Source organism: Mycobacterium sp. 1245852.3, assembly GCF_001669335.1.
Taxonomy (GTDB): Bacteria; Actinomycetota; Actinomycetes; order Mycobacteriales; family Mycobacteriaceae; genus Mycobacterium; species Mycobacterium europaeum_A.
Window position 1 is genome coordinate 1 of the sequence record NZ_LZLL01000086.1, and the last position, 781, is coordinate 781.

Annotated in this window: 1 pseudogene; it reads left to right on the plus strand. The window is 73.9% G+C overall.

The window, feature by feature from the left end:
- Positions 1–781 (plus strand): annotated as a pseudogene (locus A9W96_RS03920) (DNA-binding protein); the annotation flags it as partial.

Here is a 781-nt window from a genome sequence, read left to right on the forward strand (position 1 = left end):
TGGGCCTGCTGCGGCGCATCGATGCCGAGACGGTGATCTTGCCCCGCCACGTCGGACAGGTGCTGCGCGGCGAGCAGCCCGGTCCCATGCAACTGACCGCTCCCGACCCGGTGGTGTCGACCACCACGCCCGACGATGCCGACGCCGCGGCGGCCGGGGCCGTCATCGACTTGCTGCGCGAGGTCGACGTCCTGCTCGAAACCCTCTCCGCCGCGCCGGTTTCCGAGCTGCGCAGCGGCGGCCTGGGAATCCGCGAGGTCAAACGGCTGAGCAAGGTGACCGGCATCGACGAGCAGCGGCTGGGTTTGCTCCTCGAAGTCACGGCCGCGGCCGGATTGATCGCCAGCGGCATGCCCGACCCCGAACCGGTCACCGGCGAGGCGCCGTACTGGGCGCCGACGATCGTCACCGACCGCTACGCCGCGCTGTCGGTCGCCGAGCGCTGGCAGCTGTTGGCCGCCAGCTGGCTGGATCTGCCCGGCCGGCCGGCGCTGATCGGCAGCCGCGGCCCCGACGCCAAGCCCTACGGGGCCCTGACCGACGGCCTGTACTCCACGGCCGCGCCGCTGGACCGCCGGCTGTTGCTGGGCATGCTGTCCGAGCTGCCCCCCGGCGCCGGCGTCGACGCGGCGGCGGCGTCGGCGGCGCTGATCTGGCGGCGTCCGCGCTGGGCGAAACGGTTGCAGCCCGGGCCAGTCGGGGACCTGCTCGCCGCGCAGCACCTGTCCGACGTGGCGGGGCAAGATCACCGTCTCGGCATCGATGCGCCGCAGCAGGCCCA